At 31.7% G+C, this 9,268-nt stretch carries 12 protein-coding genes; all 12 read right to left on the minus strand.

The window, feature by feature from the left end; translation table 11 throughout:
• A partial coding sequence (locus ACWIX0_RS11800) for a nucleotidyl transferase AbiEii/AbiGii toxin family protein (protein ID WP_454174192.1) occupies positions 1-321 on the minus strand: 321 nt, incomplete at its 3' end.
• A complete protein-coding gene (locus ACWIX0_RS11805) occupies positions 284-625 on the minus strand; it encodes a hypothetical protein (RefSeq protein WP_454174193.1) in 342 nt (113 codons plus the stop codon). The genes ACWIX0_RS11805 and ACWIX0_RS11800, both read right to left, overlap by 38 nt.
• A gap of 101 nt (positions 626-726) precedes the next feature.
• Positions 727-1,059, minus strand: coding sequence for a hypothetical protein (locus tag ACWIX0_RS11810; RefSeq protein ID WP_454174194.1), 333 nt, complete (start codon positions 1,057-1,059; stop codon positions 727-729).
• Between the two features lie 135 nt (positions 1,060-1,194).
• Complete coding sequence (locus ACWIX0_RS11815) at positions 1,195-2,412, minus strand: tyrosine-type recombinase/integrase (protein ID WP_454174195.1); 1,218 nt, start codon at positions 2,410-2,412, stop codon at positions 1,195-1,197.
• Positions 2,413-2,689: 277 nt separating this feature from the next.
• Entirely contained in the window at positions 2,690-3,517 is an 828-nt protein-coding gene (locus ACWIX0_RS11820; protein ID WP_454174196.1) for a hypothetical protein, read from the minus strand.
• Positions 3,471-3,593: a hypothetical protein gene (locus ACWIX0_RS11825; RefSeq protein ID WP_454174197.1), complete on the minus strand. Its 123-nt coding sequence runs from the start codon at positions 3,591-3,593 to the stop codon at positions 3,471-3,473. Before ACWIX0_RS11825 ends, ACWIX0_RS11820 begins: the two co-directional genes overlap by 47 nt.
• 80 nt (positions 3,594-3,673) lie before the next feature.
• Positions 3,674-4,384, minus strand: a complete 711-nt coding sequence (locus ACWIX0_RS11830; RefSeq protein ID WP_454174198.1) for a hypothetical protein — start codon at positions 4,382-4,384, stop codon at positions 3,674-3,676.
• Positions 4,385-4,395: 11 nt separating this feature from the next.
• Positions 4,396-6,744, minus strand: coding sequence for a VirB4 family type IV secretion/conjugal transfer ATPase (locus ACWIX0_RS11835; RefSeq protein WP_454174199.1), 2,349 nt, complete (start codon positions 6,742-6,744; stop codon positions 4,396-4,398).
• 11 nt (positions 6,745-6,755) lie between these two features.
• Positions 6,756-7,172 carry a hypothetical protein gene (locus ACWIX0_RS11840; protein ID WP_454174200.1) on the minus strand — a complete coding sequence of 139 codons (417 nt, stop codon included), beginning with the start codon at positions 7,170-7,172 and terminating at the stop codon, positions 6,756-6,758.
• Between the two features lie 178 nt (positions 7,173-7,350).
• Positions 7,351-7,617 (minus strand): hypothetical protein, encoded by a 267-nt coding sequence (locus ACWIX0_RS11845; protein WP_454174201.1) that lies wholly within the window; start codon positions 7,615-7,617, stop codon positions 7,351-7,353.
• Between the two features lie 4 nt (positions 7,618-7,621).
• Positions 7,622-7,915, minus strand: a complete 294-nt coding sequence (locus ACWIX0_RS11850) for a hypothetical protein (RefSeq protein ID WP_454174202.1) — start codon at positions 7,913-7,915, stop codon at positions 7,622-7,624.
• The gene (locus tag ACWIX0_RS11855) at positions 7,899-9,122 is read right to left on the minus strand and encodes a hypothetical protein (RefSeq protein ID WP_454174203.1); all 1,224 of its coding nucleotides are present in this window, start codon (positions 9,120-9,122) and stop codon (positions 7,899-7,901) included. The genes ACWIX0_RS11850 and ACWIX0_RS11855 overlap by 17 nt, the downstream gene beginning before the upstream one ends.
• Positions 9,123-9,268: the final 146 nt, after the last annotated feature.

Below are 9,268 nucleotides of genomic sequence, written 5' to 3' on the forward strand. Positions count from 1 at the left end.
ATCTATTTTTAGATGATTTTCATTTATGATAATTTGTCTAAAATGTGGCAATGTTGAAGTAGTTGGATTGATTGTAAAATCTATTGCATTATCCTTTAACAATGTTGCCAATGTATCAAATTCTTTGTTAATTGTTTTATTGTATCCATTTTCAATCAAAAATAAATCCAAATCATCACTATATCGATATAAATCAAAGTGAAATCTTTGCAATGCTGTCCCACCTGTAAGGTAAAATCCTAACTTTTCCTTTGCGACAATATCTAGGATTTTATCTTGCGTTTTATACAACGCGGTATATTTCTCGTCTTTTTCCTGCATCTTTTATCCCATAATGCGCTATTAACTCATCAAGTCTTGTTTCTAAAAAGTCTCTTTTATGGTATCCTAATCGTTGATTTTGCGATATTATCATTTCTTTTACCCATTCATTGTCAATTAGACTTAAATGATTAAACATATTATTTGAGTTTTGAAAAATAGCGCTAAAAATTTGCTCTGCTGTTTCTTTATTAGCACAATAATCTATTATTGTTTGTGGTGTAAATCTCATATTGCCCCAATAACAAGTATTTATAATTTCATTTGCTATTTCTAGTTTTTGTATTTGTGTTAATTTTTGCATACTTTATCCTTTATTTATGTTTGTAAAAATCATTGATTCATATAATTGTTTGGTATCCAAATCAAAGTTTATACATTTAATATGTTTTTCCTCTTTATCACTCATTCCCAAACTCCATCGCCGTTTCTTTTTGCAGATTTTATTACATTCACATCAATTTTTTCATTTTCAAACCATAGCCATTCTTTTGCATTGCGTGTGATTGCTTCGTTTTTTATCGCTTCTAGCACTGTAAAATTTGCTATACGCGATAAATCTTTCTCATCGCCTTTGCCTACATAAGTGTATTTATCTTGTTTGGTAAGCCCCTCTTCTTTAGCTATTTCATCTAAATACGCATACAAATCCTCTAGTTTATACTTGCCCTCGCGCAAGATTTTTTCCTCATCTAGCACGATTCTCACACTTCTTACGATTTTTTGATTTGCTGACATTGTTTGTCCTTTTTAGGTAATTTTACAAACATAGCATAATTGCCTTGTTTGCTTAAAACGATTATAACAAATTTTCACAAAATCTACATTTAGCAGTGATAAAACTTATAAATCATCGTTTTTATAAATATACATTCACGCAAACATTTGTGCTACTTTATTATGGCTTTCTTGGTTTAGATGGACATAGATTTGAGTAGTATTTATCGAGTTATGTCCTAACATTTCTTGCGTTAGCAATAAATCCTTAGATTTTGCATACACAAAGCTAGCAAAGCTATGTCTAAGCAAATGCAAATAATTGCCTCTCTCTTGCACTGCGTTTAGCCTCTCTAAAATCGGTTTTAGGTTAATGCTTTTTTGTATCGGTATAGCACTATTATTAAGATTAAAAAGATAAGGTGTTTTTATCCCTAATTTCTCTTTAGATTTTATAAAATCTTGCATAAACTCATCAATCAATTCTATTTTTACACTTGCAAGCCTCATTTTTGCCCCCTTGCCCTGTATCCTAAATACATAAGTCCCACTAAAGCTATCTTTGGCTATATCGCTATATTTTAGATTCCACACTTCTTTTGTTCTCATTCCTGTATAGCTTACTATTAGCATTATAAGACTATCGCGCTTTTTTGCTAGATTATTAGTTTTCATAGATTTTGTAAAATCGATAAAATCCCTAAATTGACTTTGATTTAGAAAACTAGGCAAAACTCTCTCTTTGGCAAATTTCTTTCTTATGGATTTTAAGCAGCAAACTTTGATATTTAGATTTTCCCCCATATAGCGTAAAAACATATCTAAATAAATGATATATTTGCTTATCGTAGAGTTTTTTAGCTTTTTGCTAAGGGAATGAAAAAATGCTAAAAATTCTTCCTCGCTCATATTTGGCACTAATCTATCATTATGCAAATATAGCAAAGATTCTAGCATTTGTAAAATATTGCCTAGTATCTTAATGCTTGTTAGTCCATTTCTAGCGCAATGATTTATCCATTTACGGATAATATTAAAGCTACTTAGGCATAAATGATTTTCTTGCAATAAAAGATAATTTAGCGTTTTTTGTCGTTTGTTTTGTGAATTGTGATTGTATAGTTTTGCTTTGTGTAGGCAAAATCTAGCAAATATAGGCACTAACTCATCTTTACTAAAAAAGATTTCATCTTGCTTTGTGTGGATTCCCTCATAGCATTGTTTATGCCATTGGTTTAGGTATTTTATTTGTTTAGGTTTATCCTCGCGTGGTATGCGTGGCGTGGATAGATTTTTTGATTTTAAAGCATTTTTGTTTTTGTGGTAGATTTCATAATTTTTGGGCGTAAAAAACCCCTGTGTAGCATTGTTCATTATTTATCCTTTGTGTAGTTGATTTTGTGTGTAGTTGATTTTGAAAGTGTGAGGAGGTGTTAAAAAAAATTTGCTTTTTTAACATATCACAAAAATTTTGTTAAAAAATCGCAAATTTTTTAACAAAAAAAAACCGCTTTTTGTGTGGCTTAAAAAACAAATAAGCCAAACAAAAGCGGATAAAAAGCTAGTGTGCTAAAAAGCACACCAAAAAAGCTCCAAACCTCGCGCCAATAAAACGCGCTAACTTTGCTAAAAAACCTAGAATCTAAAAACGCTAGAATTTATAGGCATAAGATAGTAAGATTTGATTGCGCGGCGCAACTGATAAAGTGCCATCATCATAATCATCAACTTTCATTTTTGCGCCTGTTATGCCTGAATAGCTTTTATAAGAATAAGATAATGCAACTTGATGATTTACATTGAAATAATAATGCAAGCCTATGCGCGAAGTCCAAGCAATTTTAGTAAAATTTCCTTTTGGTTTAACATCTCCGCCAAAATCAAACTCACTAAAATAACTCATTCCCTCAAATCCTAACGCGCTTAACTCTAAGCCCAAAGTATGCTTACCTTTACGCATAAAATCCCAAACCCACGCTAATTCTAATCCATATTGAATCGCGTGTGTAGTAGTAGGATAATCCCATTTAAAACCCGCTTCGTATGTATCCCCAACTATTTTTGCATTGTAATTTGCATAACCTATATTTGCCTTAACGCGCAAACCTTGATTTTGCATATAATACCATTGATAACCAAAAATAAGATTTATAGGCGCATTAAAAGTTTGCTTATAAGGCGTGCCTAAAATTTCGGTTTCTTTTGGTGTCTGTGCTTTCCAAATGTAATGCTCCGTTTGAATCGCTAACCCAACTTCCCCACCGATAAAACAACCGCTCGCCTCATATTTTCCCCTGCAAAATCCCAAAAAACCGCTTTTTATGATTTTGTTATTTTCTGCCTTTTTTGCTTTTAGCATTTCATTTTCGCGCTTTATAGCATCTATTTGCTCCTGTATCTCTGCGCTTGTCTCTACGCGCTCGCTACTCTCTCTATCTCTCTCTCTCTCTCTCGTTATCTGCAAAAGCAAAATTTGCAAACACTAAAAAAATGCTTAAAAAAGCACTAACGCCCTTAAAACCCTTAAAACCATTGCAAAAACTCAAAGTTTTCATTTTTTCGTCCTTTTCTTTGAAATGTAGATTTTTGTTTTTATCTGCAAAAATGCAAACAAAAACGCGTGATTCTAGCGTTTTTATACTTTAAGAAACATTAAAAAACATAAAAAGCAAAAAACGCAAAAAAAAATATCCACACAAAAAGGGCGGGGTGCGAGTGTAGAAAAAATGGTAATTTGTAAAGTTGTCATTATGCTTATAATTAAAACGATAGTGATATAAACTAACAAGCCTAAAAAATATATAAGCAAGACTGCTGTTAAAAGAAACAATGTAATTGCACTCTCCGAGCCAAAAAGGCTGAAATTTACTTTAATTTTTTCAAAAACCATTTGTCCTGTCATCATTGATTTTGAGACAAGCCACGCTATTCCTGCGTCATTGCCCGATTTAGTATCATAGCCTTTTGTTTTTGCCTCTTCGGCGTCTTTATACAAATGTGCCGTAGAATTTCTAACGGATTTTGATATGTAATTTGACGGAGCTTTGATTATAGTGTCAAAAACCTTATAAAAACTATATTGATTGTTTGGGCTTTTTAAGGATTGTAAAGCCCAAACTACAAACCCACTAAATGCGAAAAAAATCACTAATTGCGCCATTGTTTCCCATTTGAATAAATCGCCCTCACGCATTTTTTTAATTCCCCAAATAACGATTAAAATAACATATAAAAATTTCATTACATCGCTTAATAGCACACTTGCTATACCGCTCATTATATTCATAATCACGGATTCGCCGATTGTTTGAAAAAAACCAACTACGATTGCAAAAATATTTTCCATATTAAAATCCTTTAACTATTTAAGTATTCTTCTTTCCAAAAACTCGGGTTATTGATTTTTAGTTTTTTAATTTTTTGCACTGTTTGCGCATCGGAGCTTAAAATCTTTAAATATCTACCTAATTTTGCAAGATTGACATCTACAATATTGCTAGCACCTGTGATAAGATTTTTGATTAAGACTTTGCGTGCGTTTTGTGGAGTAGAAACCAAAAAATTGATTTCGTTGTCGGTAAGATAAATATTGTATTTATCAAAGTTTTCTAAGTTAGTTGTAGGAAATATAATAATATGTGCTAGATTTTGCAAAAAGGATTTAGCGTTTTTTACGCCGTCTAATTGATTTAAGTCTTGGAATGCCATTGCCATTACGCCATTTAGCTTTCTGGCTTGAGTTAGTGTGATATTGATTCTATCGTTAAAAACTTCATTATCAAGGTAACTCTTAAATTCGTCAATGAAAATAAAAAATCCTTTAGAATTACTTTTTGCGTTATATATCATTTTATGAAACATATAACGGGCAATTAAAGAGGCTTCTTTTTCCATATTTACGATAAAATCCATATTTAGCGTTGTTAGTTTTTTGCTAAATTCTAGCGAATCATCAATGCTATTAAATAGTGGATTATCGCAATATCTTTCTAATTGTAATGGGATTTGCATATCGCCTGTTTTTGTAATGCTTTCTTTGACATCTTTTATGTTGAAAGCTATTTTTTGTCCGCTAAGATTTTTGTATAAATCTTCAATTACTTTATTGATTGCTTTTATTTTTTGCGCTTCTTCTTCGCTTTTTGGGTCGGTTGATATACCAATCATTTGCGCATACCAATCCGTTAAAAAATTGATATTTTCTATATCATTAGGCAAAGAACAAGGATTTATGTGAAAATCCTCGCCCGTGTTGTATTCGCCGTTTAAAAATTCTGTAACGGAATATAGCCCATTTAGCCTATCTAATGCTAAAATGTCTATATCATATTTGTAAAGATTTGCGATTATAAAACTCATTAAAGTTGTTTTGCCTGCGCCCGTGCCGCCGATAATCATTGTGTGTCCTACGGTATTTTCATCTTCGTTAGAATGAAAATTAAACAAATAAGGCGACATCGATTGATTCTTAAATAAAGCAACGGGAGTTTTCCCCCACGAATTTGATTTTCTGCCTAAATATTCTTTTTCAAATAAAATCATCGTAGATATGTTTTTGCTCGGGTGTAAGCGTTTGCGCGGATTAAGATTAGCGCGATTAGGAAACATACTAAAAAATGTAGGTTGCAAGTTGATATTCTCAAAAACGGCAACCAAACCTGAATCTTTTAGTGTGTTTTGAATTATGATAGAATCCTCGTTTAGCTGCTCTTTAGTTTTTGCTTTTACTAAAATGCAATAACTAATGTTTTGTAAAATAACTCTATCACTTTCTACCATTTCAAGCAATTCTGCTATTTGTATTTTTACGCCACTTGTGGCAAATTGTCTTTTTCTTTCTAATTTTCGCTTTGCTAGCTCTTTACCGATAGTCGATAGACTTAAGTAAATATCTAAGTCTATATGACTATGTAAAATGCTAGAAATGGTAAGGCTAGTGATAATATCAGTATCATAAGCCTTAATAGCAATAAAACGATTGTAAGTTTTTTGCCCGTTAAAATCTTGTATAAAATAATCTTTTTTAAATTCTACATTGCTAGCAATGTAGCTATCATTTAATAATCCTTCCGTTACGCGAAATGGAATAAAAACGCCGTTAATGTATTCGGCGTAATGTTGCAAAATCTCATCTGCGCTAAGTTTTCTAGGCTCATAGTATTCTAGTGATTGTAAAAAACGCTCTATGGTAGATTTTAGAATCGATATTTTATTAACATAAGTAATGTTATTTTTTGCGCTATCCTCTTTGATTGAAGTTGTCAATTCTAACTTTTTGCGCTCAAAAAATCCCTTTGTAGCTTGCGTGCAAGTTTCAAAAAAAATAAAATAAGAATTTTGATAAATTCTTTCATTACGCTCCCATTTATTGATAATCGATGAAGCATATTTGTTGTCAATATGGTATTGTTTGTCATAGGCAATTTCACGCCTTTTGACTATGATTCGTGCTTGTATATTATCCGTTAGCGCGTTTAGTGCATTTAAGCGCGTAAGAAATAAATTGCTCATATTTTCGGTGGTCGCAGAATTGTAATTAACGCCTTTAATTTCAATTCCGCCGACAAAATTTTCATTTTTTGTAAGCAAAAAATCACTATCAAACTTACCTATAATGTTATTTTCTTGGCAAATAGAATATTGATTTGGCACAATCCCATAAATCATTTTCCAAAATTTCTTTTCAAAATATTCAAATAAATTCATAACATATCTCTTTATTTAATGATTTTGTAACTTGTTTTATCTTTATCTACATAAAATTCAATAATATGTAAATCATCATATTCTTTATTGGCATTAGCATTATTTACATCACTAGGTATAATAATCGCCTCTTGCAAATCGCTTACATTTTTTTCGCTAGGATTTTGGCTTTGCTTTATATCATTTGCATTTACATTGCTATGCCACTGATATTTTTTTGAAAAAATGAAAGCAACAAAAACAAACGCAAAAATTGCAAATATATAAATGACAATTTCGCCTATGATTTCTATTTTTCTAAAATAAGAAACTTTCTTTTTGTGTTTTGCATTCCATTGTGCGTGTATGCTTTGCAATGGCATTTTTTCAAAATTCAACTCTCTTTCTACATTTTTATCTAGTAGATTTTGCTTTTTTTGATTGTCCATCGTTATTCCTTTGTATCAAAATTTCGGTGTTTCTCGTATTTAAGTATTTGCTTTTATCTTTTGGTAAAAATCCCAAATGCTTGTTTGCCTATTGCTTTGACTATGTTTTTCTACTTTTTTATGTGATTTCAACGCATTAAACGCTTTTACAATTTCCACATTTTCCATTATTCTTTCTTTACGCATAGTATTTTGGCACGCCACTTTGTAGTCTTAGATTTGATAAAACAATATCCGTAATATCATCATCAAAAAACTCAATGGCATAAAACACAAATAGCAATAAAACAAATATTAAAATGGTATTTAACAATCCTATGTAAGCCATAGGAATAGCCGCACCAAAAATTGCTATCGCCCAACTATTTGTGTTTAAGCCTAAAAATTTCTCTTTTTTTGTCAATTCTCGTATATTTTCAAATTCTATTTTTGCGACAATTATCATTTTATCAACCTGTTAAGAGCCAATTAGCGATATTATCCGCATTTAGTGCTAGCACAAAAATTAGAAAAATGGTTACAAAAGTAGCACCTACTTGCTTTGTTTGCTCGTGGTTTTTTATCCAATAGATTGCAATGCCTACCATTGCAATAATACATACGGGCTTAAGCCATTTATTTTTCAAAATTGCATAGCCTTTATTTACCATTTCTCCAAAGTCCGCTGCAAGCACAATATCGGGCATAAAAATGCCGATAAAAACGATTGCAAATAGACTTATTTTTTTAAGCGATTTGTTCATTTCTTTTTCCTTTCGTAGAATTAAAATTTTTGCTATCAAGCACCAAAAGCGTTTTTAATGCCTCTCTTATGTGTTTTTTGAAAACATTTTGATGATAAGGCTCTATGCTAAGTGCTGGAGTAGCGTTGGTTAAAAAATGATAAGGAATGCTTATATATTTTTGACAATCCTCTACACTTTGAAATTCAAATACAATATCCCTCCACTTTCTCAAATCATTAAAATTATTTGGCGATAACACATATTTTTCCCCCTCAAACTCATAAACTAAGCCTTTTTTCTTGCTTTGTCGCGCTAAAAATCGCAGATAAAGCTCCATATCTCTAAAAAATCTTAATGGATAGTTTTTGATTTGCTCGCGTGTAGATATAGTTGCCTCAAATGGTTTTTGCGGATAAAGCAATGGTTTAGCTTTATCACTTGCATTATTTCTAGGCTTATTATGCGTTTTAGTAGAATTGTGCAAATCGCAAGTAGTATCTTGCGTAGTTTGTGGAAGTTGTCTAGCTTTTTGCTGCGCGTCTTTTAGTTTTTGTATTTCATCACATAATCGCTGTTTCTCTTGCTCTTGCAAAATCATAGAGGCTTTAAAAGCCTTAGATTGTTTGTAGTTTTTAAGCGTTACAAACATAATTTCTTTATTTTTTTTGCCTTTGCTAGCTTGGGTAATAAGTCCCAAATTGCAAAGCTCATCTAACCAAAGTTTAATAGACTTTGCGCAAGCGTGGTAGCGATATGTAAGTTGTTTGAAATTGAAATAAATGCAATCCGTGTGATTTAGTAACGCAATTTCAAGCATAGTGTAATAAAAACTAAACATTTTTGAAGCACAAACGCTATTTGCATAAGATTCTAAATCACTGCGGATTTGCCCTATGCGTATAGCGTTTTGAGAGAAAATCAAAGTCTTTAGGCTTACGCTGTTTGATTCAATATTTTTGATAATTTCACAAATTTCAAAAATCTCATCATTGTCTTTATCGATTTTTAGCGACTTGTTGCTTTCAATATCAAAATAGCTACAATTTGCGTTGCTTACATTGCTCGCTTTACTTGCATTGCCAAAAAAGCTAGTAGGCAAGTTAAGCAACTCGTGCAAGTTGTTATTTTTTAAGGCATTTTCTAAATCTTGCTTAAAATCCGTTTTTCTAAAATCTAACATTCCTTGTGAATGTTTTTGCAAATACATTGCTGCTGGTGCTGACATAGTTTAATACTCCTTTTTTACTATGCCTCTCACTGCATTACTCACTTAACCTTGCTTTTAGCTTAATAAACAGATTGCCACGAATCGCTACGCGATTCTCGCAATGACAAAACTACACCCCTAACTCCAAATTTTCTAACCCCCAC

Source organism: Helicobacter sp. T3_23-1059, assembly GCF_053654515.1.